Origin of the sequence: Streptomyces alanosinicus (genome assembly GCF_014650595.1) — a bacterium.
Classification (GTDB): domain Bacteria; phylum Actinomycetota; class Actinomycetes; order Streptomycetales; family Streptomycetaceae; genus Streptomyces; species Streptomyces alanosinicus.
In genome coordinates this window covers 69942-94893 of the sequence record NZ_BMVG01000011.1, presented here as the reverse complement: position 1 = coordinate 94893, position 24952 = coordinate 69942, and the positions used below count along the sequence as shown (strand labels likewise).

Sequence of the window (24952 nt, the reverse complement as noted above, 5' to 3'; positions counted from 1 at the left end):
CACGTCAGTTGTCGCGGTAGGCCTCCAGCAGCCGCAGCCACACCTCGCTCAGCGTCGGGTAGGACGGGACCGCGTGCCACAGCCTGCTGACCGGGACCCGGCCGGCGACGGCGACGGTGGCGGAGTGGATGAGTTCGCCGACGCCGGGGCCGACGAAGGTGACCCCGCGCAGGGTCTCGTCCTCCAGGTCCACGACCATCCGGGCGCGGCCGTTGTATCCGTCGCCGTACAGGCCGGCGCCCGCGACGGAGGAGAACTCGACGTCGACGGCGCGGACCCGGTGGCCGGCCTGTTCGGCCTCGGCGAGGGAGAGCCCGACCGCGGCGGCCTCGGGGTCGGTGAAGACGACCTGGGGTACGGCGTGGTGGTCGGCGGTGGCCACATGGGGGCCCCAGGGCTCGTGCACCACGGGGTCGCCGGCCGCGCGGGCGGCGATGGCGGCGCCCGCGATCCGGGCCTGGTACTTGCCCTGGTGGGTGAGGAGGGCGCGGTGGTTGACGTCGCCGACCGCGTACAGCCAGTCGGTGCCGGTGACGCGGAGGGTGTCGTCGGCCTCCAGCCAGGAGCCGGGGGTCAGGCCGACGGTGTCGAGACCGATGTCGTCGGTGTGCGGGACGCGGCCGGTGGCGAAGAGGATCTCGTCGGCCTCGACGCGGTCACCGCCGGCGGTGACGGCCACGACGGTGCCGTTCTCGCGGGTGACGGACTCCACGGAGGTGCCGGTGCGGACGTCGACGCCGGATTCGGCGAGTGCCTCGGCGACCAGTTCCCCGGCGAACGGCTCCATGCGGTTCAGCAGGCCCTTGCCACGGACCAGCAGGGTGACCCGGGAGCCGAGGGCCTGCCAGGCGGTGGCCATCTCGGTGGCGACGACACCGCCGCCGACGACGATCAGCCGGCCCGGGGCGGCCTGCGCGCTGGTGGCCTCGCGGCTGGTCCAGGGCTTCACCCCGGCGAGATGGGGCAGGTCGGGCAGTTGGGCGCGGGTGCCGGTGGCGACCGCGACGGCGTGCCGGGCGGTGAGGGTGGTGACCGTGCCGTCGGCACCGGTCACGGTGACCGTGCGGGGGCCCGCGAGGCGCCCGTGGCCGCGGTAGAGGTCGGCGCCGATGCCGTGCACCCAGGCGGCCTGGCCGTCGTCCTTCCAGTGGGAGGCGTAGTCGTTCCGGCGGGCCAGGACGGCCGGGGTGTCGAGCGGGCCCTGGACCGCCGGGGCGAGGCCGGGCAGGCGGCGGGCGTCCGCCTGGGCGATCACCGGCCGCAGCAGCGCCTTGCTGGGCATGCACGCCCAGTACGAGCACTCGCCGCCGACGAGTTCGCTCTCCACGATCGCCGTGGTGAGGCCGGCCGCACGGGTGCGGTCGGCGACGTTCTCCCCCACGGGACCGGCCCCGAGCACCACGACGTCGTACGCGATGGATTCCGTTTCCGTCATGGGGTCAGTCTGGTGGGTGGTGTGCGCGACGGCCACATGGGTACACGCGCGGGACATGCACATACACGTGTGGAATAGGCGGCCCGGCGACCGTGTTTGCGCCGTCGGCACACCCCACACAGGAAGAGGGACTCACGCCATGAGCAGCACCGTGGAGCTGACCAAGGACAACTTCGACCAGACGGTCAGCGAGAACGATTTCGTTCTCATCGATTTCTGGGCTGCCTGGTGCGGGCCGTGCCGGCAGTTCGCGCCGGTGTACGAGAAGGCCGCCGCGGACAACCCGGACCTCGTCTTCGGCAAGGTGGACACCGAGGCCCAGCCGGAGCTGGCCCAGGCCTTCGGCATCCAGTCGATCCCGACGCTGATGATCGTCCGCGACAAGGTCGCCGTCTTCGCCCAGCCGGGCGCCCTGCCCGAGCCCGCCCTGGCCGACCTCATCGGGCAGGCCCGCGGGCTGGACATGGACGAGGTGCACAAGAGCATCGCGGCCCAGCAGGCCCAGGCTCAGCACGCGCAGGAGGGCACCGCCCAGTAGCACCCGCGGCGGGTCCGGCGCCCCGTGCGTACGGCCGTCAGCTGGACTCGCGCCGCACCACCGAGGCGCCCAGCACCTTGTGCACCTCCGGCTCACCGCCCGGGTCGCGTACCGCACGGTCGACCAGTTCGGCCAGGTCGCGGCCCGAGGGCAGTTCGATATGGACCGTGCTCAGGCGGGGCCGCAGCAGCCGGCCGAGCATCAGGTCGTCGGCGCCGATCAGGGCCACGTCCTCGGGGACGCGCAGCCCCTCGTCCTGCAGGGCGCGCATCAGGAGCATCGCGTACTCGTCGTTGTAGGCGAACACCGCGTCCAGTCCCGACTCCCGCCAGCCCGCGGCGAGTCGGGCGGCGGATTCCTCGGTGTAGGCGAGCGGCAGCTCCGTCACGGCGGCGTCGGTGCCGGAGAGCGCCTGGCGCACCCCGGCGAGCCGGGGCCGTGAGTAGGCCTCCAGACCCGACTCCTCGGGCACCACGACACCGATCCGGCGTCGGCCCCCTTCGTAGAGGTGGGCGGCCGCGCACCGGCCGACGGTGTCGTGGTCCATCAGCAGGGCATGGGCGCCGTCGACGCGTTCGGGGCCGAGGGTGACGACGGCTCGGGCGCCGGAGCGCTTGAGGACGCGGACGCCCTGCGGCCCGAGTTCCGCGCCGGGCACCAGGACGGCGACGGGCCGCAGCTCCGCCCAGGCGCGGGCGGCCTCGTCGCCCAGGAGGCCGACGGTGCCGTACTGCACGACGGTGTAGTCGAGCCGCCCCAGCGCCCACTGGAGTTCGTTGAGGAATCCGCTGTACAGGGGGCCCACAGGGATCGCCGGGGCGGGCATGAGGACCATACGGCTGTGTCCGGCGCGCAGGCTGCGGGCGGCGGCGTGGGGCACGTACCCCAGTTCGCGCGCGGCTTCGTGAACGCGCCGCCGCGTCGGTTCGCTGATCCGTACGGCGCTGGTGTTGTTGAGGACGTAGGACACGGTCGCGCGCGAGACGCCGGCCAGGCGGGCCACATCGGCACTCGTGGGCGTGTTCGGTATCTGCACCATGACAGACCGCATCTTGGCAGAGGGGCGGGGGCCGGGAACCGGCGGGGCGACGTGGTTCACCCTTGCACGAAATCGGGGCCCGCACCGGGCCACACACTCTCTCCGACGAACACGTTCGTCACGTACTTGTTCGCTACGAACATGTTCGTTACGGTGGACCCATGACCGCTTCTCCCCGCTCCCGCCGCGAGCGCCCCGCCAAGCCCGCCCTGAGCCGGGAAAGCATCGTCGCCGCCGCCGTCGCGATCCTGCGCGCGGAAGGACTGCGCAAGGTGACCATGCGGCGGCTGGCACAGGAACTGGACACCGGCCCGGCCTCGCTGTACGTCTACGTCCGCAACACCGACGAGCTGCACGCGGCCGTCCTGGACGAGCTGCTCGGCACGGTGCCCCCCGCCCCGGCCGAGGGCGACTGGCGGGAGCGGCTGGAGGCGGTGCTCACCGGATACACCGCGATGCTCCTGGAGCATCCGAGTCTCGCCCGCTCGGCGCTGACCGCGTGGCCGAGCGGCCCGCACTATCTGCGGCTGATCGAGACCCTGCTGGAGCTGCTCGCATCGGGCGGAGTGCCGCGCGCGCAGGCCGCGTGGGGCGTCGACCTGCTGCTGCAGCACGCCGCCGCGACGGCCGCCGAGCACGCCGGGGAAGGGGCCCCGGGCGACCTGCAGGCCCTGTCCCACGCCGTCCGCGAGGCGCCGGCCGGCATCTATCCGCACATCGCCGCGAGCGCCGACGCGCTGCTCTCCGGCGCCCCCGAGGCCCGCCTGTCGTGGGCCGTCCGGACCCTGATCAACGGCATCGAGCACACCGCCGTACCCGACCGCCCTGCCAGGAGGCCCGCATGACCACCCGCTCTCCCCACTACCCGGTCGCCGTCGTCGGCGCCGGTCTCGGCGGGCTCACGCTCGCCCGGGTCCTGCACGTGAACGGCGCGGCGGCCGCCCTGTTCGACCTGGAGCCCTCGCCGGCCGCCCGGGTCCAGGGCGGCATGCTCGACATCCATGACGACTCCGGCCAGGAGGCGCTGCGAGCCGCCGCGCTGCACGAGGAGTTCCTGCGGCGCGTCCACCCGGGCGGCGAGGCGACGCGCGTCCTGGACCGGCAGGGCACCGTCTGGCTCGCCCATGAGGACGACGGTACCGGCGGCCGGCCCGAGATCGACCGCGGCGATCTGCGGGACCTGCTGCTCGGCTCGCTGCCCGAGGACACGGTCCACTGGGGCGCCAAGGTCACCGACGCCCGCCCCCTCGGCGACGGCCGGCACGAGGTGACGCTCGCGGACGGCACCGCGTTCACCACGGATCTGCTGGTCGGCGCGGACGGCGCCTGGTCCCGGATCCGCCCGCTGCTCTCCCCCGCCCGGCCCGCGTACACGGGCGTGTCCTTCGTCGAGGCCGATCTGCGGGATGCGGATCTGCGCCATCCGGCGAGCGCGGCGGTCGTCGGCGGCGGGATGCTCTTCGCGCTCGGCGCGGGCCGGGGTCTCCTCGCGCACCGCGAGACGGACGGCAGCCTGCATGTGTACGCGGCCGTCGTGGCCCCGGAGGACTGGCTGGACGGCATCGACTTCGGCGACCCGGAGGCGGCCAGGGCGGCCGTACTCAAGGAGTACGACGGCTGGCACGAGAGCCTGCGGGCCCTGGTCACGGACGCGGACGGCGCGCTCGTGCCCCGGCGGATCCACGCCCTGCCGGTCGGTCACCGCTGGGAGCGGGTGCCCGGGGTCACGCTGCTCGGGGACGCGGCCCATCTGATGTCGCCGTTCGCCGGCGAGGGCGCCAATCTGGCGCTGCTCGACGGCGCCGAACTGGGCCTCGCGCTCGCCGCGCGTCCCGGCGACACCGAGGCCGCGCTGGCCGCCTACGAGGACCGGATGTTCCGGCGCGCCGAGGTGTCCGCCGCGGAGTCGGCGCGAAACACCGCGCTGCTGTTCCGCGCGGACAGTCCGCAGGGACTGCTCGACGTGTTCGCGGGCCGGCCGGACCAGGAAACCCAGGAGGCCCCGGCCTGCGGGTGACCGGCGTTCGGATCAGCAGCCGGGCGGGGGCGGCGCGGCAGCCCGCTCAGTGGGACGGCCGGGTTCCGGTCACCCGGGCGACCAGGTCGGTCCAGCCCGCCTCCAGCCGTTCCATGGGCATCCCGCACTGCCGGGTCTGGTGGTGGATCACCGCCGGATCGAGAGAGGCGAGCAGGGTCTGCGCCAGCAGCTCGCAGTCGGCGTCCGGCACGATCTGCCGCAGCAGCATCGTCACATGCGTGCGCAGTGCGCCGACCGCCGGGTGGGAGAGCCTGCGGGTGGGTTCCGTCTGCGCGGCCAGCAGGAGGTCGAGCTGCTCGGCATAGCGGTACAGCACCGCCACGCCGAAGGCCCGCAGGCGCTCCAGGGGCGGCGCCCCGGGCCCCAGCGGCGGGGGCCCGCCCATGAAGTCGGCCTGCAGCGTGCGGTCCGAGTGGTCGAGCAGGGCCATCAGCAGTCCCGTGCGGTCGCCGAAGCGGCGAAAGACGGTCCCCTTGCCCACGTCGGCCGCCGCGGCCACGGCCTCCATGGTGACCCCGGCCACCCCGTGCTCCGCGATCAGCCGGGCGGCGGCCTCCAGCAGCCGGGCCCGGTTGCGCGCCGCGTCGGCACGCAGGTACGGCTCCTCGGGCGCCGTGCCGACTTCGAGCAACTGGGGTGTGTCGAAGGGCTCCTGAGGCGGCGGGAAGGGCGGCAGGGCGCGGGACATGAAGACAGCGTAAAGCATCGGGAACAAAACTGGACCGTGGTCCGTTTGGGGTGATAGAAACTTAAACGGACCCAGGTCCGGATCGTAACAGCGTTGTTTCAGCCTCTTTGGAGTTCTCATGTCTGTTCGCATCCTCGCGCTCGTCGGCAGCCTCCGCGCCGGTTCGCACAACCGCCAGCTCGCCGAGGCGGCCGTCAAGCTCGCCCCGGAGGGCGCCGAGGTCGTGCTGTTCGAGGGCCTGGCCGACGTCCCCTTCTACAACGAGGACATCGACGTCGAGGGCGGTGTGCCGGCCGCCGCCGCGAAGCTGCGTGAGGCCGCGCAGGGCGTCGACGCCTTCCTGCTCTTCTCCCCGGAGTACAACGGCACCATCCCGGCCGTCCTGAAGAACGCCATCGACTGGCTGTCCCGCCCCTACGGCGCCGGCGCCTTCGGCGGCAAGCCCGTCGCCGTGATCGGCACCGCCTTCGGCCAGTACGGCGGCGTGTGGGCGCAGGACGACACCCGCAAGGCCGTGGGCATCGCCGGCGGCAAGGTGATCGAGGACATCAAGCTGTCCATCCCGGGTTCGATGACCCGCTTCGCCGAGACCCACCCGGTCGACGACGCCGAGGTCGCCGCGCAGCTGACCGAGGTCGTCGCCCGTCTGCACGGCAACGTGGGCGAGGCCACGGCCGCCTGAGCCGCACCCACCACGAAGGGGCCGGATCCGTCCGGCCCCTTCGCATGTCCCACCCTCGTCGCCTCCACGTCCGCACTCCCCGGCCGCTTCCCGTGCGCACGCGCCGGTCAGGCCGTCGTCAGCTGTTCGGCCAGTGCGCTGCGGCGGTACAGGACGCGGCGGCCGTCCCGTACGCGGGTGACCAGGCCCGTGGCGGCCAGCACGCGCAGATGCTGGGAGACGGCGCTCGGTGTCACGCCGAGCCGGCGGGCGAGTTCCACCGTGGGCAGGGGTTCCGCGAGCATCCGCAGCAGGGTCGTCCGGGGTGCGCCGAGCAGGGCGGTGAGTGCGGAGGCGTCGGGCGCGGGCGCCGGTTCCCACAGGGTCGCCGCACCCCGGCCCGGATAGGCCAGCATCGGCGGTGCCTCGGCGCTGATCGGGGGCGCCGGCTTGTGCGCGAACACCGAGGGGACCAGCCGCAGCCCCCGCCCGGCGCCGTCCACCGTGTGCCGGCCGATCATCTTCTCGACCGTGAGCACTCCGTCCCGCCAGCCGAGGTTCGGGTGCAGAGCGGAGAACAGCGAGCGCGCGCCGCCGGTGGCCAGCTGTCCCGCGCGGTGCGTGATGTCGGCCTCCAGGACGAGCCGGATCCGCGGCCAGTGCGGCTCCAGGGCCGTCCGCCAGTAGCGCAGCAGCAACGCGCAGAGGGCGTCGAGGAGTTCGAGCACCGGGCCGTCACCGGGCTCGTCGGCCTGCCGCAGCACGCCGGGGTGCGGGCGCGGGGCGTGCGCGGCGCGCAGATCGCGGCGTACGACCTCAGCCGGCGTGGCCCGTACGACGGTCAGCTCCTCGGCGAACGCGGGCGCGTGGACGAGGGGCCGCGGGGTCAGGAAGTCGGGCAGCGCGAGGGTGGGGCCGACCAGGGCGGACAGCAGGGGCAGATCGGCGGGGGCGAGGGCGGCGAGCACGGTGCGGCGCCAGTCGCGGTGCAGGGGGTGCAGGGCCGGGGCGCGCAGGACGCGCAGGCTCTCCATCAGCTCGCCGAGCGGGGAGATGGCGAACCGGGTGTCGGTCAGGTCGTCGACCCCGAGCCGGAAGCTGATCATTAAGCTCCCGCCTACATCCTTCGCCAACCGTCCGCGCGGGGCGTGGACTTCGGCACATGACGGATCACCACACCGGGCAGCGTACCGCGCGTGCGCCCGGGTCCTCCCTCCTCGTCGCCTCGCTGGCAGTGGCCTGCGGGGTGGCGGTCGGCAATGTGTACTTCCCGCAGGCCGTCGCCCCGCTCGTGGCGGCGGGCCTCGGTGTCTCCCCCGGCACGGCGGCCGGCGTGGTGACCGCGACCCAGTTCGGCTACGCGGTGGGCGTCTTCCTGCTGGTCCCGCTCGGCGACCGGCTGCCGCCCCGCCCGCTGCTGGTCACCCTGCTCCTGGTGACCGGCACCGGCCTGTGCGCCGCTGCCGCCGCGCCCGGGCTGCCGCCGCTGCTCGGGGCGAGCGCGCTGGTCGGCACGGCCACGGTGATCGCCCCGCTGGCCGGTCCGCTGGCCGCCGGACTGGTCCCCGCCGAGCGGCGGGGCGTGGTCGGCGGCACGCTGCTGAGCGGTGCCCTCGCCGGGATGCTGCTCTCCCGCACGGCCGGGGGCGCCCTCGCGGACCGGCTGGGCTGGCGGGCTCCGTACGTCCTGGCGGCCCTGCTCACCTTTCTGGTCGCGCTGCTGCTGGCCCGGGCGCTCCCGCCCCTCGCCGCGCCGTCCCGGCAGCGCTACGCCCGGCTGCTGGCCGAGCCGGTCCGGCTGCTGCTCGGCGAGTCGGACCTGCGCCGTTCCTCCTTCTACCAGGCGACGGTGTTCGCCGGTTTCTCCGCGGCGTGGACCGGCGTGGCGCTGCTGCTGACGGGCCCGGTGTACGGGCTCGGGGCCGACGCGGTCGGACTGCTGGCGCTGGTCAACGCGGTGACGATGCTCGTCACGCCGGTCGCGGGGCGGCTGGTGGACCGGCGGGGGCCGGACCCGGTGAACCTGGTGTGCTTTGTGCTGGTCCTGGTGTCCGCGCCGGCCCTCGCCCTCGGCGGCGTCGGCGGCACCCCCGGGGTGCTGGCCCTGGTGACGGGCACGCTGCTGCTGGACGTCGGGATGCAGTCCGGCATGGTCGCCAACCAGGTGCGCGTCTACGCCCTCGCCGCGGACGTCCGCAGTCGCCTCAACACCGCCTACATGACGTGCGCGTACCTCGGCGGCGGCCTCGGTTCCTGGCTCGCCGCCCGCGCGTACGGACGGTACGGCTGGTCCGGGGTGTGCGCGCTGGTCGCACTGCTGACGGGGCTGGGCCTGCTCCGGCACATGGGAGCGCGGACCAGGAAGGCGGCGACGCGGGCGCGGCGTTGCTGACCTGCCGGACATCGGCCCCGGCACCCGAGGACGTCCCGGCGAAACCCGTACGGCCACCGGATTCCGACGTTACCGTTCGGTAGACATCGTTCCCGGGGACCCCCGGGGTTCCCGGAGTTTCCCGGAGGTGCTCGTCCATGACGCCCGACCGTGCCGCCGGACTCCTGCCGACGCGCCGTGCGCTCGCCGAGGGGGAGGTGACCTCGCGGGCGCTGGTGGAGCGGGCGCTGGCCCGGATCGAGGCCACCCAGGGGACCCTGAACGCCTTCCGGATCGTGCGGGCCGAGGCCGCGCTCGCCGAAGCGGACGCCGCCGACCGGGAGTTGGCATCCGGGGTGCGACGCCCGCTGCTCGGGGTGCCGGTGGCGGTGAAGGACGACATGGACGTGGCCGGGGAGCCGACCGCGTTCGGCTGTCCGGGCGCGTTCGCACCGGTCACCGAGGACGGCGAGGCGGTACGGCGGCTGCGCGCGGCCGGTGCGGTGATCGTCGGCAAGACGAACACCTGCGAGCTGGGGCAGTGGCCGTTCACCGAGGGACCGGCGTTCGGGGACACCCGCAATCCATGGCACACCGGGCACACGCCCGGGGGTTCGTCCGGGGGCTCGGCCGCCGCCGTCGCGGCCGGGCTCGTCCCCGCCGCGCTCGGCTCCGACGGCGCCGGCTCGGTGCGCATACCGGCGTCGTGGACCGGTCTGATCGGCATCAAGCCGCAGCGCGGCCGGATCTCGACCTGGCCGCACGGGGAGTCCTTCCAGGGCATCACGGTCAACGGCACCCTCGCCCGGACGGTGGCCGACGCTGCCCTGCTGCTGGACGCGGCGAGCGGCAACCACGCCCGTGATCCGCACCGGCCGGCCGCCCTGACGGTGGCGGACGCGGCCGGCCGCGACCCGGGCCGGCTGCGCATCGCTCTGTCCCTCAAGCCCCCGTTCACCGCCGTACCGGCCCGGCTGCATCCGGAGATCCGCGCCCGGGTCGTCGAACTCGCGGAGAAATTGGCCGAGTTGGGGCATGACGTGGAGGAGGCCGATCCGCCGTACGGGCAGATCGGGCTGACCTTCGTGCCGCGCGCCACCGCCGGTATCGCCGAGCGGGTCCGGGAGACCCCCGATCCGGCGCTGCTGGATCCGCGCACCCGGGACGCGGCGCGGCTCGGCCGGCTGCTCGGCGGCGCCCCGCTGCGGGCGGCCCGGCGCGCGGAGGCGGTGCTGCACCGGCGGATCGGCCGGTTCTTCGCGCGTTACGACGTGATCCTCGCGCCCACGACGGCCGCTCCCCCGCCCCGGATCGGCGCCCTGTACGGGCTGCGCGGGCCGGCCACGGACCGCGCGATGATCGCCGCCTGTCCGTACGCCTGGCCGTGGAACGTGCTGGGCTGGCCGGGGGTGAACGTACCCGCCGGGTTCGTCGGGGACGGGCTGCCGGTGGGTGCGCAGCTGCTCGGCCCCGCCGCCGGCGAACCGCTGCTGGTGTCCCTCGCCGCCCAGCTGGAGGCGGAGCTGCGCTGGCACGAGCTCTGGCCGCCGCGCCCGGCCACGGCACCGCGGGCCGCCTGACGACTGGTCAGGAGTTCACCGGGGGGTTCGGGTTCGCGGCCGCGCGTCGCGGGCAGCCGGTCCGTCGTGGCCGGGCACGATGCGGGGGTGGGCGGCGGCCGGACGGGCGAGTTCCGCGTCGGCGATCGGCTCAGCCAGGGGCAAGCCGGGCAAGCCGTGGGCAGGTGTGGGACGAGCAGCGCGCAAGCCGAGGGGAAATACCAGATGCCGTCGCCGTCCGCGGCCGGACCCGGGCCGGCCAGGCCCACCCCGGCGGATGCCCGCGTACTGTGTGACGCCCGCGCGCTGGCCGAGGCCCCGCCGCTGCCCGGCGGAGTGCTGCGGAAGCTGGCCGAGAGCGGGCGGCAGCTCGACGCCAACGTGGTGAGGATCGCTCCGGGCGAGCGGATCACGGCTCACACCGAGACTCAGCTGGACGTGCTGGTCCTGGTCGTCGCCGGGGACGGCGTGCTCGGCCGGGGTCCCGGCGACGCACCCCGGCCGCTCGGCGAGGGCACCCTGGCCTGGCTGCCGCACGGCGCGCCGCGCAGCATCACCGCCGGCGCGACGGGACTGACGTATGTGACCGTGCACCGACGCCGGCCGGGCATACAGATCGGCATGCGGCCGGGCCCCTGACCACCCCCCTGCCACGCCCCCGGCGCCCACTGCGGCGGTCTCACCCACCGGCGCAACGCTCGCACGACAGGCGCCCCTTGCACGCCGATGGCCGCCGACTAGGGTGCCTCCGTGACCACGTATACCGATGAGAACGTCCCCGGCCGGTACGGCCGCCATGCGACCACCGAGGCCGAGCCGCGCGAGGTCGGCCGGGTGCGCACCGAGTACTCCCCGGCCCACGACGGCGACCCCGACCCCGGCGAGATCGTGTGGACCTGGGTGCCGTTCGAGGAGAACGACGGGCGGGGCAAGGACCGCCCGGTGCTGGTCGTCGCCCGGGAGGCGGCCGGCACCTTCCTCGCCGTACAGCTGACCAGCAAGCGCCATGACGGCGACCGGGACTATGTGGCGATCGGCAGCGGGCCGTGGGACCGGTCGGACCGGGACTCGTGGGTGGATGTGGACCGCGTGCTGCGGTTGCACGAGGAGGGCATGCGGCGCGAGGCGTGCGCGCTGGACCGGATGCGGTTCAACCTCGTCCGGCAGCGGCTGCACGAGCGCTACGGCTGGACCTGACGCCTGTCACGGCGTAGCCGTGGACAGACCGGCCGGGAACGCCCGTACGAAGGCCTCCCGGACCGTCGCTCCCGGCGTCCGGTCCAGCACTCCGAACACCACGTGCTCGAAGGTGCGGGCGAACCGGCCGCCGGGGCCGAGCAGCGCCCGGAACGCGCCCGCGACCTGGTCCGGGTCGTTCTGGAACACTCCGCACCCCCAGGCGCCGAGCACCAGCCGGCCATAGCCGTGGGCGGCGGCCGTCTCCAGCACCCGCTCCGCCCGTACGGCGAGGGCTCCGGGCAGTTCGGCGGCGCGCTGCGGTGCCGTACGCCGTACGACCCCCGCGTTGGGGGCGGCCGCGGTCAGGAAGCCCGCGCGATACGGCTCGGCCAGCAGCCGGCCCCGGTCGTCACGGAAGACCGGGACGGCCGGGGAATGGATCACCCGGTCCGTGTAGAACGGGTCGCGGTGGGCGCGGTGGTGGTCGTAGAACTCCCGGACGCCCAGCAGGCAGGTGTACAGCGCGGAGGCGCGGCACAGGGCCTCCTCCTGGGCCTGCGCGCCGTTCAGATAGCCGCCGCCCGGATTGCGGGCTGAGGCGAAGTTGAGGACCGCGACCGGGGCGTCGGCCAGCCGGCGGGCGGCCTCCAGGCTGCTCTCGGCCGTGACCTCGAAGAACGGCTCCACGTCCGCGTGCGTGGGCACCGGCACCGGCGCGGGGCCGTACATCCGCGTGCCGGCCCGCGCGGCCTCGGTCTGCGCGCCGAGGGGCACCTCCCGGCCGTCCGCCGTGCGATAGCGGCGCGCCGCGACGATCTCTTCCGTCTCCGCGGCGATCCCGCGCAGGCGCGCGCTCACGGCGCCACCCCCGTCGACGCCGTACCCGCGGCCGGCGCGGTTTCCCCCGTTGTGCTCATGCACTCATCCTGGGCGATGCTGGTGAGGGCGTGCAACGGAGTTTCCGCCCCCGCGACGGCCCGGAGAACGCATACGGAAACGGAGATGACCGAACCCGAACGCCCACGGGGGCACCCTTGTGCGAATCGGCGAGAGGGTCTTGGGTGGAACGCATGTCTGCCCGGCCCGGCGAACGAACCGACGAACGAACCGGGCCGGTGGCATGGTGGAATCTCAGGAGGATCCCGACATGTCCGATGCACAGAGTGACGGTGGCGACTGTACGGACCACCGCACCGCCGTCACCGAACCCGAGGTGGAGGCCCTGGTCCGGGGCATCTGCTTCAAGACCGGGCCGCCCCGCGCGCTCGGTGTCGAACTGGAGTGGCTGATCCATGAGCTGCGCGCGCCGCAGCTCCCCGTGACACCCGAACGACTCGAAACGGTCTACGCGGCACTGCGCTCCGTGCCCCTGCGGTCGCCGCTCACCGTGGAACCCGGCGGCCAGCTGGAGCTCAGTTCGCCGCCCGCCGCCTCCCTGATGGAGTGCATAGGCACGGTCTCCGCCGACCTGGACAGCGTCCGCGCCGTCCTCGCCACAGAGGGTCTCGGCCTGGTCGGCATCGGCCACGACCCCTGGCACACGCCCCGCAGGTTCCTGCACGAACCGCGCTACGACGCGATGGAGACGTGCCTGGACCGCACCGGTCCTGCGGGCCGGCACATGATGTGCGCCTCCGCCTCCGTGCAGGTGTGCGTGGACGCCGGCCATGAGGAACCCGGTCCGCTCGGACACGCGCGCCGCTGGTGGCTGGCCCATCAGCTGGGGGCGGTCCTGGTGGCCGCGTTCGCCAACTCCCCGCTGATCGGCCGTGAGCCCACGGGCTGGCAGTCCAGCCGGCAGCTGATGTGGCTGGAGATCGGCGCCGGCCGCGCGGGCGCTCCCCCGCTGGACGGCGAGCCACGGGCCGCCTGGGCCCGGCATGTGCTGGACTCGCCGGTGATGTGTGTACGACGGGACAGCGGGCCGTGGGACGTACCGGAGGGGCTCACCTTCCGGGAGTGGACGCGTTCCCGCTCGCCCCGGCCGCCCACCCGGGCGGACCTGGAGTATCACCTCACCACCCTGTTCCCGCCGGTCCGGCCGCGCGGCCATCTGGAGCTGCGCATGATCGACGCGCAGCCCGGTGACGACGGCTGGATCGTGCCGCTCGCGGTGACGGCGGCGCTGTTCGACGATCCGCAGGCCGCCGAGACGGCGTACCGGAGCGTGAAACCGCTCGCGGAGCGGGCCCTGAACCTGCCCGCCCCGCACAACCCCCTGTGGACCGACGCGGCACGCCTCGGCCTCGCCGACCCGGAGCTGCGCGAGGCCGCCGATGTGTGCTTCGCGGCGGCGCTGGAGGCCCTGCCCCGGATCGGCGCCACCGCCGAGATAACGGAGGCGGTGGCCGCGTACCGGGACCGCTATGTCGCCCGGAGCCGCTGCCCGGCCGACGACCTGCTGGACCGGCTGGGCGGCGGCGATCCGCCGCCGCACCGGCCCGGCCGAACCGGGGGCACCCCCACCGCCCATGGGAAGGACATCCGCACATGACCGCCCCCGAGACCGACACCACGACGACCGAGGCGGACACCGAGGCGCTGCGCGAGCGGGCGCTGCTGTCGCTCACCACCGCCCGCGACCGCACCACGCTGCTCACCAGCTGTGTCGAGGACCCGGACCTCACGGCCCAGCACTCGCCGTTGATGTCCCCGCTGGTGTGGGACCTCGCGCACATCGGCAACCAGGAGGAGCTGTGGCTGCTGCGGGCGGTCGGCGGCCGGGACGCCATGCGGCCCGAGATAGACCGCCTGTACGACGCCTTCGAGCATCCACGGGCCGAGCGGCCGTCGTTGCCGCTGCTGGCGCCCGCCGAGGCCCGCCACTACGCGGCCGAGGTGCGCGGCCGGGTCATGGACCTGCTGGGGGGCGCGGACTTCCACGGCTCCCGGCTGACCGAGGCCGGGTTCGCCTTCGGGATGATCGCGCAGCACGAACAGCAGCACGACGAGACCATGTTGATCACCCATCAGCTGAGAACGGGCCCGCAGGCCCTGACCGCCCCGGACCCGGAGCCGGCCCCGTTGTTCACCGGCCCGGCCGAAGTCCTGGTCCCCGGCGGCCCGTTCACGATGGGCACCTCGGCCGAGCCCTGGGCGCTGGACAACGAACGCCCGGCGCACGTCCGGGAGGTGGCGCCGTTCTGGATCGACACCACTCCGGTGACGAACGCGGCGTACCAGGCGTTCATCGAGGACGGCGGCTACACCACCGAGCGCTGGTGGACGCCGGAGGGCTGGGCGCACATCCGCCGGCACTCGATCACGGCGCCGCTGTACTGGCGGCGCGACGGCGACCAGTGGCTGCGCCGCCGCTTCGGGGTGACGGAGGCGGTCCCGCCCGACGAGCCGGTGCTGCACGTGTGCTGGTACGAGGCGGACGCCTATGCCCGCTGGGCCGGGCGCCGGCTGCCCACCGAGACCGAGTGGGAGAAGGCCGCCCGGCACGACCCGGCCACCGGCCGCTCGACGCGCTACCCGTGGGGTGACGCGGACCCGGCCCCGGAGCACGCCAACCTGGGCCAGCGGCATCTTCGGCCCGCCCCCGCCGGCAGCTACCCGAAGGGTGAGTCGCCGCTGGGTGTACGCCAGTTGATCGGTGATGTGTGGGAGTGGACGGCGAGCGACTTCCTGCCGTACCCGGGCTTCCGGGCCTTCCCGTACAAGGAGTACTCGGAGGTGTTCTTCGGCCCGGAGCACAAGGTGCTGCGCGGCGGTTCGTTCGCCGTGGACGCGGTGGCCTGCCGGGGCACGTTCCGCAACTGGGACTACCCGGTCCGGCGGCAGATCTTCTCCGGGTTCCGCACCGCCCGCCCGGAGGCCGTCTGATGTGCCGTCATCTGGCCTATGTGGGGCCCGAGGAGCCGCTCGGCCGCGTTCTCGCGGAGCCCGAGCACAGCCTGGTGCGCCAGTCATGGGCACCCCGGCGGCAGCGCTACGGCACCGTCAACGCCGATGGGTTCGGGGTCGGCTGGTACGCCCCCGACGACCCCGTCCCGGCGCGCTACCGGCGGGCCGGGCCGGTCTGGGCCGACCTGTCCTTCGCCGATCTGGCCCGGGTGGTGCGCTCCGGCGCCGTGCTCGCCGCCGTACGGGACGCGACGCTCGCGGGTGCGGACGGCGAGGCGGCCGCGGCGCCCTTCGCCTCCGGGCGGTGGCTGTTCAGCCACAACGGCGCGGTCGCGGGCTGGCCCGACTCGGCGGCCCCGCTGGCGTCCGGGCTGCCCCCGGTGGAGCTGCTGTCGCTGGAGGCCCGTACCGACTCGGCGTTCGTCTGGGCGCTGGTCCTGCACCGGCTGCGTTCGGGGGACGAACCCGGCCGGGCCCTCGGGGAAACAGTGCGCCTGCTGGCGGGGGCGGCCCCGGCCTCCCGGCTCAACCTGCTGTTGACCGACGGCGCGACGATCGCCGCCACGGCCTGGGGCGACAGCCTCTGGTTCCGCACGGAGCCCGGCCTGAGCGCGGTCGTCGCCTCCGAGCCGTACGACGACGACCCGCTCTGGCAGGAGGTCCCCGACCGCACCGTGCTCACCGCGAGCCGCTCCGGCGTGCTGCTCGCCCCGCTGGAGAGTCCGGCGTCCTCCCCCACTCTCGACTCCGCGCGAGCGGGGGCGCCCCCATCATCGAAGGAGCCCTGTACGTGAGCCCCCTGCTTGTCACCCGCACCCTCCCCGAGGACGCGACCGACGCCGCGCTGCGCGCCGACGTCCGGCACGGCCTGACCGTCCAGCCCAAGTGGCTGCCGCCCAAGTGGTTCTACGACGCGCGCGGCAGCGACCTGTTCGAGCAGATCACCGAACTGCCCGAGTACTACCCCACCCGTGCCGAGCGGGAGATCCTCGCCACCCGGTCCGGTGAGATCACCGCGGCCAGCGGTGCCCGGACGCTGATCGAACTCGGCTCGGGCTCCTCGGAGAAGACCCGCTATCTCCTCGACGCGCTCATGCCCTCCGTGTACGTCCCCGTCGACGTCAGCGAGAGCGCGCTCACCCAGGCCGGGCAGGCCCTTGTCGAGGCCCGCCCGGAGCTCGAAGTCCATGCGCTGATCGCCGACTTCACGGCCCCGCTCGCCCTGCCCGCCACCCCCGGTCCCCGGCTGGTGGCGTTCCTCGGCGGCACGATCGGCAATCTGCTGCCGGACGAGCGGGCGAAGTTCCTGTCCTCCGTGCGCTCGCTGCTCGCGCCCGGCGACGGGCTGCTGCTCGGCACCGACCTGGTCAAGGACGAGCGGGTGCTGGTCCGGGCGTACGACGACGCGGCCGGGGTGACGGCCGCGTTCAACAAGAACGTGCTGGCCGTCGTCGACCGTGAACTCGGGGCCGACTTCGACCCGGACGCCTTCGACCACGTGGCGCTGTGGGACGCCGGGCAGGAGTGGATCGAGATGCGGCTGCGCTCGCGGGTCGCGCAGACCGTGAAGGTCCCCGCCCTGGATCTCGCCGTGGACTTCGCGGCGGGCGAGGAGATGCGCACCGAGGTGTCGGCCAAGTTCCGCAAGGACGGAGTGAGCGCCGAACTGGCCGCCGCCGACCTGGAGTTGACCCACTGGTGGACGGACGCGCAGGACCGCTTCGCGCTGTCTCTGAGCGTGGTGCGCTGAGTCAGACGTCCGGGGTGAGCTGCTCGGTGATCCTGGCCGAGGCCCGACGGGCCTCGGCCGCCGGGTCGGCTCCGTCCAGCACCCGGGTCATGTACTCCTTGACCGGGTTGTCGGCCTCGACGTCGGCCCACTGAGGGGTGCTGGGGGTCGCCCGGCCGTGTGCCGCGCCCGCGGCCATGGCGGCGATCCCCTCCTCACCCGCGACGGCGCGTGCCAGCGCGGTCTTGTTGGGCACATAGTTCATGGTGCGGGCGAGTTCGGTGTCCCACTGTGCTCCGGTGAGCGCCCCGACGACGGCGGTGGCGGCGAACTGGTCCTTGGTGTTGCCGGGGACGACGAGGTCGGAGCCGCCGGTGAACACGGTGCCGGGCCGCGCGGCGCTCTTTCCCGGCACGGGGAAGAAGCCCAGCTTGCCCTGCAGGCCCGGGTTCTGCCGCACGATCGACCGGGCGAGCCCCGGTACGGCGACGATCTGCGCCACCTTGCCGCCGGCGAACACCCCGGCCTGGGGCGGATGTTCCTCGTCGGCGCCCGCCGGTCCCGCGCCCAGCGCCTGCAGCCGCCGGTAGAAGTCCATGCCGCGCAGCGCGGCCGGGGCGTCGAGGGTGCCCTTCCACTTGTAGTCCTTCCGCTGGGCGAGGTCGCCGCCCTCGTCCCAGATGAACCCCGAGAGCGTGTACCAGTCCTGTCCGGCGAGGTAAATGCCCTGGTTGCCATGGGAGTTGAGCTGCCGGGTGTCGGCCAGCCACTCCGCGCGGGTCCGCGGCACCCGGGTGAGGCCGGCCGCCTCGAACAGGTCCTTGCGGTAGATGACGACGCGGTTCGCCGCGTACCAGGGGATGCCGTACTGCGCGTTGCCGTCCCTGCCGGGCTCGGCGAGCGCGGGCAGCCAGGCGTCCTGATCCCAGTCGCGCATCGACTCCAGGGTGAGGTCGGCGAGCCGGCCGCCGTCCGCGTAGAGCGGCACCTGGGTGTTGCCGACCTCGATGACGTCGGGTCCGTCGCCGGAGTCGCCCTTGAGGGCCTTGCGGACCTTGTCGACGATGCCGGTCCAGTCCTGGACGCGGATGTCGAGGCGCAGGTCCTTGTGGGTGCGTTCGAAGTCCTCGGTGAAGCGCCGGAGAAAGTCCTTGGACGCGCTGTCCTTCATCACCCACACGGTGACGGTCGTGCGCTCGTGCGCGCCCGGGAGCATCCCGCAGGCGCTCAGGAGGGAACCGGTGACACACACGAGGGCGAGCAGACGACGTCTCACGAGGGGTCCTGTTCTGTCTGGCAGGGGGTGCGGACAGGGGTGGGGGCCCGACGTGGGGGGACGAGCGGCACGGCTCGTACGGGTGTGCTGGATTTTGGTATGGACCAATGCAGAGGTCAAGGGCTGCCCCGGTATCTGCGGGACACCGTGCGGGCGGAGCGGGGATGGGGCACGGTGGAGTACGGCGTGCAACGAGAGGAGCACCCTCATGTCGAACCACACCTACCGGGTCACCGAGATCGTCGGCACCTCGCACGAGGGCATCGACCAGGCCATCCGCAACGGCATCGCGCGCGCCGACCAGACCGTGCGCAACCTGGACTGGTTCGAGGTGACCCAGGTCCGCGGCCAGATCGAGAACGGGCGGATCGAGCACTACCAGGTGGGGCTGAAGGTGGGCTTCCGTATCGAGGACGGGGACTGACCCGGCCGCTCGGCGTCTTTGGCGCCTCCACGACGAGCGCCGTACCTGCCACCGGCGTCAGGTACGGCCCTCCCGCTCCTGCGCCTCCTGAAGGGCCTCGGACTTCGCGGCCCAGCGGGCCCGTACGACGCGGAACCCGGCGCGTTCGGCGTCGTCGCAGACGAGTTCGTCGTCGTCCACGAGGACCCGGATCTCGCGGTCCCGGGCGAGCCGGCGGAGGATCTCCAGCTTGGTGAACCGGGCGGGCCTGCGGTCGGCATTGCCCCGCATGTGCACCCGCCCCTCGGGCAACCCGTGCGCGGCGAGCCAGTCCAGCGTGTCGCGCCGGCATCGTTCGGGGCGGCCGGTGAGATAGACGATCTCGCAGGCGCCGGCGCTCTCCACGGCCAGCGCGACGCCCTCGGCGAGCGGCGGGTCCACGGGCGCGGCGGCGAAGAACCCGGCCCAGTCCCTCGGCCGGGCTTCGAGGAAGTGCTGCCGATGCCCGGTGTCGGCCAGGGTGTTGTCGAGGTCGAACACGGCGAGCGGACGCTGCTTGCTGTCGGTCACGGGGTCACCTTAGCCAGGCGCGGGGCAGCTCGGTCAGGCGCCGTACGGGGGCGGCGGCCGGTGGCCGGGTCCTGACACCGGGTGACCGGGAATCCCCCGCCCGTCAGGGCGTTGAACCCTGCGTGAGCAGCACAGTGATCGCCCGGACCCGGTTCTCCCTCCTCGACCGCTCGCGCACCCGCGAGGGGCATCCGCCCGCCGAGGCCCTGCGGGACACCGTCGCGCTGGCCCGGGAGGCGGAGGCGCTCGGCTATCACCGTCTCTGGGTGTCCGAGCACCACGGTGTGCCGGGCGTCGCCGGGTCCGCGCCGACCGTGCTCGCCGCGGCGGTCGCCGCGGCCACCCGCACGATCCGGGTCGGCACCGGCGGGGTGATGCTGCCCAATCACCGACCGCTGGTCGTCGCCGAGCAGTTCGGCGTCCTGGAGTCCCTGTTCCCGGGCCGGATCGACATGGGTCTCGGGCGGTCCGTCGGCTTCACCGACGGGGTGCGCAAGGCCCTGGGCCGGGACAAGGACGACGCCGGGGACTTCGCGGCTCAGCTCGGCGAGCTGCTCGGCTGGTTCGCGGGCACCTCGCCGACCGGGGTGCGGGCACGGCCCGCCGAGGGACTGCGGGTGCCGCCGTTCGTGCTGGCCATGGGCGAGGGCGCGCAGATCGCGGCCCGCGCGGGGCTGCCGATGGTGATCGGTGATCTGCGCGGCCGCGAGAAGATGCTGCGCGGCATCGACCGGTACCGCTCGCTGTTCCGCCCCTCCCCCTGGGCGTCCGAGCCGTACGTCGTGATCTCGGGAACGGTCGCGGTCGCCGGCACCGAGCAGGAGGCGCGCCGGCTGCTGGTCCCGGAGGCCTGGTCGATGGCGTACGCGCGCACCCATGGCACCTTCCCGCCGCTGGCCCCCGCCGAGGAGATCGAGACCCGCCCGATGACCGCGAAGGAGCGGGACTTGTACGAGTCCGGGCTCGCCGGGCACATCGCCGGCACCGCGGACCGGGTCGCCCACGAGCTGGAGACGGTGCTGAAGGAAACGGGCGCCGACGAGGTCCTGGTCACCACCAGCAGCCATGACCGTACGGCCCTGCTGGACTCCTTCCGCCGGCTCGCCGCGCTGGTCACGCCGGGACGCTGACGGCTCCGAGATGCGCACGGTCGCCGGGGCGGTGACCCTGGGAGGGGAAGCCTCAAGCGATGAGGAGGGCTGCCATGTCCGTGATGGACAAGCTGAAGCAGATGCTCAAGGGCCACGAGGACCAGGCCAAGCAGGGCGTCGACAAGGCAGGCGACATGATCGACGAGCGGACCCAGGGCACGTACCGCTCCCAGGTGGACACCGCGCAGAAGTCGGCGGACGAGTTCATCGACCGCAATCGCCAGGACAACCCTCCGCAGTAGCGGCCCACGGGCGCGGATAGAGTTGTGCGCCTATGCACAGCCCTCAGGACCAGTACGTCCGCGTCCGCGGCGCGCGCGAGCACAATCTCAAAGGCGTCGACGTCGACATCCCCCGCGACGCCCTGGCCGTGTTCACCGGCGTGTCCGGCTCGGGGAAGTCCTCCCTGGCGTTCGGCACGATCTACGCCGAGGCGCAGCGGCGGTACTTCGAGTCGGTCGCGCCGTACGCGCGCCGGCTGATCCACCAGGTCGGGGCGCCCAAGGTCGGTGAGATCAGCGGACTGCCGCCGGCGGTGTCGCTGCAGCAGCGCCGCGCGGCCCCCACCTCCCGCTCCTCGGTCGGCACGGTCACCAATCTCTCCAACTCGCTGCGCATGCTGTTCTCCCGTGCCGGAACGTATCCTCCGGGGGCGCGGCGGCTCGATTCGGACGCGTTCTCGCCGAACACGGCGGCCGGCGCGTGCCCGCAGTGCCATGGCCTGGGCCACGTGCACGACACCGCCGAGGAGTTGCTGGTCCCGGATCCCGCGCTGTCCATCCGTGAGGGCGCCATCGCCGCCTGGCCCGGCGCCTGGCAGGGCAAGAACCTGCGGGACATCCTCGACACGCTCGGCCACGACGTGGACCGGCCCTGGCGCGAGCTGCCCGCGAAGGCGCGGGAGTGGATCCTGTTCACGGACGAGCAGCCGGTCGTCACCGTGCATCCGGTCCGGGACGCGGACCGCATCCAACGGCCGTACCAGGGCACGTACATGAGCGCCCGGCGCTATGTGCTCAAGACGTTCTCGGACACCAGGTCAGCGTCGCTGCGGGCGAAGGCGGAGCGGTTTCTGACCAGCGCGCCCTGTCCGGTGTGCGCGGGCAGCCGGCTGCGGCCCGAGGCGCTCGCGGTGACCTTCGGCGGCCGGACCATCGCCGAACTGGCCGCGCTGGCGCTGACCGACCTCGCCGGGCTGCTCGACGGCGGCGACGAGACCGCCCGGGTCCTCACCGGGGATCTGAAGTCCCGGATCGCGCCCGTGGTCGAGCTGGGCCTCGGCTATCTGAGCCTGGACCGCTCCACCCCGACGCTGTCCACGGGCGAGCTGCAACGGCTGCGACTCGCCACGCAGTTGCGGTCCGGGCTGTTCGGTGTGGTGTACGTGCTGGACGAGCCGTCCGCCGGCCTGCATCCGGCGGACACCGAGGCCCTGCTGACGGTGCTGGACCGGCTGAAGGCCGCGGGTAACTCGGTGTTCGTGGTGGAGCATCACCTGGAGGTGGTGCGCGGCGCCGACTGGCTGGTGGACGTCGGCCCCGGCGCGGGCGAGCACGGCGGACGTGTGCTGTACAGCGGGCCGCCTGCCGAGCTGGCGTCGGTGGCGGAGTCGGCGACGGCCGCGTTCCTCTTCGACGAGTCGCCCGGTCCGGCGCGTGAAGTCCGCGTGCCGCGCGGCTGGTTGACGGTGGGGCCGGTGACCCGGCACAACCTGCGCGGGGTGACGGCCGAGTTCCCGCTCGGCGCGTTCACCGCCGTCACCGGGGTCTCCGGATCGGGAAAGTCCACGCTGATCGGCGCGCTGGAGCAGGAGCCGCCGGGGGTGGACCGGCTGGTGCGGGTCGACCAGCGGCCGATCGGGCGCACCCCGCGCTCCAATCTGGCCACCTACACCGGCCTGTTCGACGTCGTCCGCAAGGTGTTCGCCGGCACCGAGGAGGCGGCGGCACGCGGATACGGGGTCGGCCGCTTCTCCTTCAACGTGGCCGGAGGGCGCTGCGAGACCTGTCAGGGCGAGGGGTTCGTCAGCGTGGAGCTGCTGTTCCTGCCGAGCACGTACGCGCCCTGCCCGGACTGCGGCGGTGCCCGCTACAACCCCGAGACGCTGCACGTGGCGTACCGGGAGCGGAACATCGCCGAGGTGCTCGATCTGACCGTGGAGGCCGCGGCGGACTTCTTCGCCGACATCCCGGCCGCCGCCCGCAGTCTGCGCACCCTGCTCGACGTCGGCCTCGGCTATCTGCGGCTCGGGCAGCCGGCGACCGAGCTGTCCGGCGGCGAGGCCCAGCGGATCAAGCTGGCGAGCGAGCTGCAGCGCGGCCGGCGCGGCCACACCCTCTATCTGCTGGACGAACCGACGACCGGGCTGCACCCCGCCGACGTGGAGGTGCTGATGGACCGGCTGCACGGGCTGGTCGACGCCGGGCACACGGTCGTGGTCGTCGAGCACGACATGACGGTGGTCGCGGGCGCGGACTGGGTCATCGACCTGGGCCCCGGCGGGGGTGACCGGGGCGGGCGGATCGTGGCAGCCGGCCCGCCGGAGCGGGTCGCCTCGACGGCGGGGAGTGCGACAGCGCCTTATCTGGCGCGGGTGATGCCGTAGCGCTCGAAGGGACGCGAGGCCGTATCACATATATGGCTCCGCCATGGGGCCCGACTATATGGCTCCGCCATGGGGGCCCGACCAGCCACGACGGACCCGCGGACGACCGACGCCCCTTCCCGGGCCCTGCCCAGGAGCGCCGCATGAGTCCACGCCGGTGCGGACGCGACCGGCTGGGCCGCGGCCGCCAGCGCACGGCGATCGGGGTGGGTGCCGGGCGGTATCACCGGCCGGATCTCCACCTCGGCGATCAGGCCCCGGGTACGGGCCACCCGCCACAGGGAGGCCAGCAGGGTGTCCTCGCCGACGAACGCGGGGGCCGTACTGGCCGTACCGCCCTCTTGTGTGTAGCGCAGCCGCACCGGCTGCACGGGCACGCCCGCGTCGAGGGCGGCCTGGAACACGGCCCGGTGGAAGCGGCCGTGGGCCCGGCCGCACCAGGTGCTGCCCTCCGGGAACGCGGCCACGGCCGCGCCCTGGCGCAGCGCCCCGGCGATCCGGGCGACGGTCTCGGGCAGCGCGCGCAGCCGGTCCCGCTCGATGAACAGGGCCCCGCCGCGCGCGACCAGCGCGCCCGCCACCGGCCACTGCCGGATCTCGGTCTTGGCGAGCATCCGGGCGGGCCGTACGGCGGTCAGCAGCGGGATGTCCAGCCATGACACATGGTTGGCGACCAGCAGCAGTCCGCCGGCCGGTGCGGCGGCGCCGGCCGTGCGGACCTGGACCCCGATGGCCCGTACGATCGTCCGGCACCACCATCTGACCCACTCGGCGGGGATCCTCCTGCCGAGCGGCATCAGCATGACGCCGGCCAGCACCACGACCGCCACCGCGGTCAGCCGCAGCACGGCACGGGGTACGGCCGCGGCGGCGGGCGCCTGCTCCACACAGGCGCCCGGGGTGCAGGGCGCGCTGGGCAGCCAGACGCTCATCAGGCCGGCACGAGCGAGAGGAAGTGCCGCAGATAGCGCGCGTTCACCCGGCGCATCGACAGCAGCACGTACAGGTCGGCGACCCCGAAGTCCGGGTCGTGGGAGGGCTCGCCGCACACCCAGGCGCCGAGGCGCAGATAGCCGCGGAGCAGGGCGGGCAGGTCGGTGTGTCCGGCCGGGGCCTCGGTGTTCGGGACCCACGGCAGCAGCGGCCGTACCCGGTACTCGGCGGGGGCCAGGTGCTTGGCGCGGACCCGTTCCCAGGTGGCCGTCGCGAGGGTGCCGCCGTCGGCGAGCGGCACCGAGCAGCAGCCCGCCAGCCACTCGTGCCCGCGGTCGACCATGTAGCGCGCTATCCCGGCCCAGATCAGGCTGATGACGGCGCCGTCGCGGTGGTCGGGGTGCACGCAGGAGCGGCCGACCTCGACCAGGCCGGGCCGGATCGCGTCGAGCGCGCCCAGCTCGAACTCGCCCTCCGAGTACAGCCGTCCGGCGACCGAGGCCCGCTCCGGCGGCAGCAGCCGGTAGGTGCCGACGACCTGGCCGGTCATGGTGTCGCGCACCATCAGGTGGTCGCAGTAGGCGTCGAAGGCGTCGATGTCGAGGCCCGGCTGCGGGGTGGCCAGCAGGGCCCCCATCTCGCCGGCGAAGACGTCGTGCCGCAGCCGCTGCGCGGCCCGCACGTCGTCCTCGTCACGGGCGAGGGTCACGGTGTAGCGGGTCGGTGCCGCGGGCTGTCGGGGGCGGTCGAGGGTGGAAACGCCGGTCATGGCTCTCTCCTGGTCACGGGCCGGTTCGGCGACGGCGGTGGACCGCGCGTACGGTCCGCCCTTCCTGTTCTTCCGACGCCGGTTGACCGGCACGTGACCTGTGCCGGGAGAGAGGATGTGGGGATGTTGAACGCCGGGGTCCCGCGATCAAGGGGATGC

General features: G+C 73.8%; 25 protein-coding genes. 16 read left to right on the top strand and 9 right to left on the bottom strand.

Annotation, left to right across the window (positions count from 1 at the left end; all coding sequences use genetic code 11):
• Positions 1 to 4 precede the first annotated feature (4 nt).
• Positions 5 to 1435: a dihydrolipoyl dehydrogenase family protein gene (locus tag IE277_RS23280; protein ID WP_189955484.1), complete on the bottom strand. Its 1431-nt coding sequence runs from the start codon at positions 1433 to 1435 to the stop codon at positions 5 to 7.
• Between the two features lie 139 nt (positions 1436 to 1574).
• Between IE277_RS23280 and trxA the strand changes: the two genes are divergently transcribed.
• Positions 1575 to 1973, top strand: a complete 399-nt coding sequence (gene trxA / locus IE277_RS23275) for a thioredoxin (protein ID WP_189955482.1) — start codon at positions 1575 to 1577, stop codon at positions 1971 to 1973.
• Between the two features lie 37 nt (positions 1974 to 2010).
• Here the strand turns inward: trxA and IE277_RS23270 are convergent, their stop codons facing one another.
• Entirely contained in the window at positions 2011 to 3012 is a 1002-nt protein-coding gene (locus tag IE277_RS23270; RefSeq protein WP_373310855.1) for a LacI family DNA-binding transcriptional regulator, read from the bottom strand.
• A 161-nt stretch (positions 3013 to 3173) separates the two neighbouring features.
• Here IE277_RS23270 and IE277_RS23265 point away from each other — a divergent pair, with 161 nt between their 5' ends.
• Both IE277_RS23265 and IE277_RS23260 read left to right on the top strand, forming a co-directional pair.
• Positions 3174 to 3857 (top strand): TetR/AcrR family transcriptional regulator, encoded by a 684-nt coding sequence (locus tag IE277_RS23265; protein ID WP_189955478.1) that lies wholly within the window; start codon positions 3174 to 3176, stop codon positions 3855 to 3857.
• Positions 3854 to 5029, top strand: coding sequence for an FAD-dependent oxidoreductase (locus IE277_RS23260; RefSeq protein WP_189955476.1), 1176 nt, complete (start codon positions 3854 to 3856; stop codon positions 5027 to 5029). The genes IE277_RS23265 and IE277_RS23260 overlap by 4 nt, the downstream gene beginning before the upstream one ends.
• Before the next feature lie 46 nt (positions 5030 to 5075).
• Here the strand turns inward: IE277_RS23260 and IE277_RS23255 are convergent, their stop codons facing one another.
• On the bottom strand, positions 5076 to 5756 hold the full coding sequence (locus IE277_RS23255) for a TetR/AcrR family transcriptional regulator (protein WP_189955474.1): 681 nt from the start codon (positions 5754 to 5756) through the stop codon (positions 5076 to 5078).
• Positions 5757 to 5856: 100 nt separating this feature from the next.
• Here IE277_RS23255 and IE277_RS23250 point away from each other — a divergent pair, with 100 nt between their 5' ends.
• On the top strand, positions 5857 to 6420 hold the full coding sequence (locus tag IE277_RS23250; protein ID WP_189955472.1) for an NAD(P)H-dependent oxidoreductase: 564 nt from the start codon (positions 5857 to 5859) through the stop codon (positions 6418 to 6420).
• A 107-nt stretch (positions 6421 to 6527) separates the two neighbouring features.
• Here IE277_RS23250 and IE277_RS23245 read toward each other — a convergent pair whose 3' ends face one another.
• Positions 6528 to 7505: an ArsR/SmtB family transcription factor gene (locus tag IE277_RS23245; RefSeq protein WP_189955470.1), complete on the bottom strand. Its 978-nt coding sequence runs from the start codon at positions 7503 to 7505 to the stop codon at positions 6528 to 6530.
• A 56-nt stretch (positions 7506 to 7561) separates the two neighbouring features.
• On the opposite strand from IE277_RS23245, the gene IE277_RS23240 reads away from it, so the two are divergent.
• The 4 genes from IE277_RS23240 to IE277_RS23225 all read left to right on the top strand — a co-directional run bounded on the left by IE277_RS23240 (position 7562) and on the right by IE277_RS23225 (position 11526).
• Positions 7562 to 8791, top strand: a complete 1230-nt coding sequence (locus tag IE277_RS23240; protein ID WP_189955467.1) for an MFS transporter — start codon at positions 7562 to 7564, stop codon at positions 8789 to 8791.
• Between the two features lie 137 nt (positions 8792 to 8928).
• Positions 8929 to 10350, top strand: a complete 1422-nt coding sequence (locus tag IE277_RS23235) for an amidase (RefSeq protein WP_189955465.1) — start codon at positions 8929 to 8931, stop codon at positions 10348 to 10350.
• A gap of 204 nt (positions 10351 to 10554) precedes the next feature.
• Complete coding sequence (locus IE277_RS23230; protein ID WP_189955463.1) at positions 10555 to 10968, top strand: cupin domain-containing protein; 414 nt, start codon at positions 10555 to 10557, stop codon at positions 10966 to 10968.
• A 111-nt stretch (positions 10969 to 11079) separates the two neighbouring features.
• On the top strand, positions 11080 to 11526 hold the full coding sequence (locus IE277_RS23225; RefSeq protein ID WP_189955462.1) for a type II toxin-antitoxin system PemK/MazF family toxin: 447 nt from the start codon (positions 11080 to 11082) through the stop codon (positions 11524 to 11526).
• Positions 11527 to 11532: 6 nt separating this feature from the next.
• Here the strand turns inward: IE277_RS23225 and IE277_RS23220 are convergent, their stop codons facing one another.
• Positions 11533 to 12366, bottom strand: a complete 834-nt coding sequence (locus IE277_RS23220; RefSeq protein ID WP_189955459.1) for a TIGR02452 family protein — start codon at positions 12364 to 12366, stop codon at positions 11533 to 11535.
• Positions 12367 to 12655: 289 nt separating this feature from the next.
• Between IE277_RS23220 and egtA the strand changes: the two genes are divergently transcribed.
• Genes egtA through egtD form a run of 4 tightly spaced genes read left to right on the top strand, consistent with a single transcriptional unit; the run spans position 12656 to position 17107 of the window.
• Entirely contained in the window at positions 12656 to 14002 is a 1347-nt protein-coding gene (egtA, locus tag IE277_RS23215) for an ergothioneine biosynthesis glutamate--cysteine ligase EgtA (RefSeq protein ID WP_189955457.1), read from the top strand.
• Positions 13999 to 15336, top strand: coding sequence for an ergothioneine biosynthesis protein EgtB (gene egtB, locus IE277_RS23210; protein ID WP_189955455.1), 1338 nt, complete (start codon positions 13999 to 14001; stop codon positions 15334 to 15336). Before egtA ends, egtB begins: the two co-directional genes overlap by 4 nt.
• Positions 15336 to 16151: an ergothioneine biosynthesis protein EgtC gene (gene egtC, locus IE277_RS23205; protein ID WP_189955452.1), complete on the top strand. Its 816-nt coding sequence runs from the start codon at positions 15336 to 15338 to the stop codon at positions 16149 to 16151. The genes egtB and egtC overlap by 1 nt, the downstream gene beginning before the upstream one ends.
• The gene (egtD, locus tag IE277_RS23200; RefSeq protein WP_189955450.1) at positions 16148 to 17107 is read left to right on the top strand and encodes an L-histidine N(alpha)-methyltransferase; all 960 of its coding nucleotides are present in this window, start codon (positions 16148 to 16150) and stop codon (positions 17105 to 17107) included. Before egtC ends, egtD begins: the two co-directional genes overlap by 4 nt.
• Position 17108: 1 nt before the next feature.
• Here the strand turns inward: egtD and IE277_RS23195 are convergent, their stop codons facing one another.
• Positions 17109 to 18362, bottom strand: coding sequence for an extracellular solute-binding protein (locus IE277_RS23195; RefSeq protein ID WP_189955448.1), 1254 nt, complete (start codon positions 18360 to 18362; stop codon positions 17109 to 17111).
• 208 nt (positions 18363 to 18570) lie between these two features.
• Here IE277_RS23195 and IE277_RS23190 point away from each other — a divergent pair, with 208 nt between their 5' ends.
• Entirely contained in the window at positions 18571 to 18786 is a 216-nt protein-coding gene (locus IE277_RS23190; protein ID WP_189955439.1) for a dodecin, read from the top strand.
• Between the two features lie 57 nt (positions 18787 to 18843).
• Here the strand turns inward: IE277_RS23190 and IE277_RS23185 are convergent, their stop codons facing one another.
• Positions 18844 to 19335 (bottom strand): phosphatase domain-containing protein, encoded by a 492-nt coding sequence (locus tag IE277_RS23185; RefSeq protein WP_189955437.1) that lies wholly within the window; start codon positions 19333 to 19335, stop codon positions 18844 to 18846.
• A gap of 122 nt (positions 19336 to 19457) precedes the next feature.
• On the opposite strand from IE277_RS23185, the gene IE277_RS23180 reads away from it, so the two are divergent.
• The 3 genes from IE277_RS23180 to IE277_RS23170 all read left to right on the top strand — a co-directional run bounded on the left by IE277_RS23180 (position 19458) and on the right by IE277_RS23170 (position 23091).
• Positions 19458 to 20465 (top strand): LLM class flavin-dependent oxidoreductase, encoded by a 1008-nt coding sequence (locus IE277_RS23180; RefSeq protein WP_189955435.1) that lies wholly within the window; start codon positions 19458 to 19460, stop codon positions 20463 to 20465.
• A gap of 74 nt (positions 20466 to 20539) precedes the next feature.
• Positions 20540 to 20728, top strand: coding sequence for an antitoxin (locus IE277_RS23175; RefSeq protein WP_189955433.1), 189 nt, complete (start codon positions 20540 to 20542; stop codon positions 20726 to 20728).
• 32 nt (positions 20729 to 20760) lie between these two features.
• Positions 20761 to 23091 carry an ATP-binding cassette domain-containing protein gene (locus IE277_RS23170; protein WP_189955431.1) on the top strand — a complete coding sequence of 777 codons (2331 nt, stop codon included), beginning with the start codon at positions 20761 to 20763 and terminating at the stop codon, positions 23089 to 23091.
• On the opposite strand, the gene IE277_RS23165 is transcribed toward IE277_RS23170, so the two are convergent.
• Positions 23067 to 24023, bottom strand: coding sequence for a lysophospholipid acyltransferase family protein (locus IE277_RS23165; protein WP_189955429.1), 957 nt, complete (start codon positions 24021 to 24023; stop codon positions 23067 to 23069). The genes IE277_RS23170 and IE277_RS23165 overlap by 25 nt on opposite strands.
• Entirely contained in the window at positions 24023 to 24793 is a 771-nt protein-coding gene (locus tag IE277_RS23160) for a GNAT family N-acetyltransferase (RefSeq protein WP_189955427.1), read from the bottom strand. The genes IE277_RS23165 and IE277_RS23160 overlap by 1 nt, the downstream gene beginning before the upstream one ends.
• Between the last annotated feature and the right edge of the window lie 159 nt (positions 24794 to 24952).

Coding starts and splice junctions, on each gene's coding strand:
- IE277_RS23280 (WP_189955484.1), bottom strand. CDS start 1,435: ATGACGGAAACGGAATCCATCGCGTACGACGTCGTGGTGCTCGGGGCC.
- trxA (WP_189955482.1), top strand. CDS start 1,575: ATGAGCAGCACCGTGGAGCTGACCAAGGACAACTTCGACCAGACGGTC.
- IE277_RS23270 (WP_373310855.1), bottom strand. CDS start 3,012: ATGGTGCAGATACCGAACACGCCCACGAGTGCCGATGTGGCCCGCCTG.
- IE277_RS23265 (WP_189955478.1), top strand. CDS start 3,174: ATGACCGCTTCTCCCCGCTCCCGCCGCGAGCGCCCCGCCAAGCCCGCC.
- IE277_RS23260 (WP_189955476.1), top strand. CDS start 3,854: ATGACCACCCGCTCTCCCCACTACCCGGTCGCCGTCGTCGGCGCCGGT.
- IE277_RS23255 (WP_189955474.1), bottom strand. CDS start 5,756: ATGCTTTACGCTGTCTTCATGTCCCGCGCCCTGCCGCCCTTCCCGCCG.
- IE277_RS23250 (WP_189955472.1), top strand. CDS start 5,857: ATGTCTGTTCGCATCCTCGCGCTCGTCGGCAGCCTCCGCGCCGGTTCG.
- IE277_RS23245 (WP_189955470.1), bottom strand. CDS start 7,505: ATGATCAGCTTCCGGCTCGGGGTCGACGACCTGACCGACACCCGGTTC.
- IE277_RS23240 (WP_189955467.1), top strand. CDS start 7,562: ATGACGGATCACCACACCGGGCAGCGTACCGCGCGTGCGCCCGGGTCC.
- IE277_RS23235 (WP_189955465.1), top strand. CDS start 8,929: ATGACGCCCGACCGTGCCGCCGGACTCCTGCCGACGCGCCGTGCGCTC.
- IE277_RS23230 (WP_189955463.1), top strand. CDS start 10,555: ATGCCGTCGCCGTCCGCGGCCGGACCCGGGCCGGCCAGGCCCACCCCG.
- egtA (WP_189955457.1), top strand. CDS start 12,656: ATGTCCGATGCACAGAGTGACGGTGGCGACTGTACGGACCACCGCACC.
- egtB (WP_189955455.1), top strand. CDS start 13,999: ATGACCGCCCCCGAGACCGACACCACGACGACCGAGGCGGACACCGAG.
- egtC (WP_189955452.1), top strand. CDS start 15,336: ATGTGCCGTCATCTGGCCTATGTGGGGCCCGAGGAGCCGCTCGGCCGC.
- IE277_RS23190 (WP_189955439.1), top strand. CDS start 18,571: ATGTCGAACCACACCTACCGGGTCACCGAGATCGTCGGCACCTCGCAC.
- IE277_RS23175 (WP_189955433.1), top strand. CDS start 20,540: ATGTCCGTGATGGACAAGCTGAAGCAGATGCTCAAGGGCCACGAGGAC.
- IE277_RS23170 (WP_189955431.1), top strand. CDS start 20,761: ATGCACAGCCCTCAGGACCAGTACGTCCGCGTCCGCGGCGCGCGCGAG.
- IE277_RS23165 (WP_189955429.1), bottom strand. CDS start 24,023: ATGAGCGTCTGGCTGCCCAGCGCGCCCTGCACCCCGGGCGCCTGTGTG.
- IE277_RS23160 (WP_189955427.1), bottom strand. CDS start 24,793: ATGACCGGCGTTTCCACCCTCGACCGCCCCCGACAGCCCGCGGCACCG.